Genomic DNA, 340 nt, shown 5'->3' on the forward strand with positions numbered 1-340 from the left:
TGCGCGCCCGAGACATTGGCGATCGCACCGGTCGACACCAGCGTCGTCGGGTCGAGACGCAATTCCGGACGGTCGCTGAGCGTGACCGTCTGTGTGTTGGCGATGAGATTGCGCGGCGGCTGGATCAGCCACTGCGCATCGGCACCGATATGCACCGAATAGTCCTTGCCGCTGATGGGATTGCCTGCAACACGGGCGACCGCCCCATACTGCTCGCTGGTCCCGGCTGGCGCGGCGCTCGAGGCGGAGTGGATCGCGCCCGCCGCAGGTCCCGTGACATAGCCGCCGATCCAGAGCTGGTCGTTGTACCACCGCGTGCCGGCCGCGGAGCGGAAGTCGC

At 67.9% G+C, this 340-nt stretch carries 1 protein-coding gene; it reads right to left on the bottom strand.

What is annotated here, in order from left to right:
- The coding region (locus AC0L2O_RS36520; protein WP_473373167.1) for a porin at positions 1–340 on the bottom strand (340 nt) is incomplete at both ends.

This window comes from Bradyrhizobium sp. Kon10 (genome assembly GCF_055807395.1).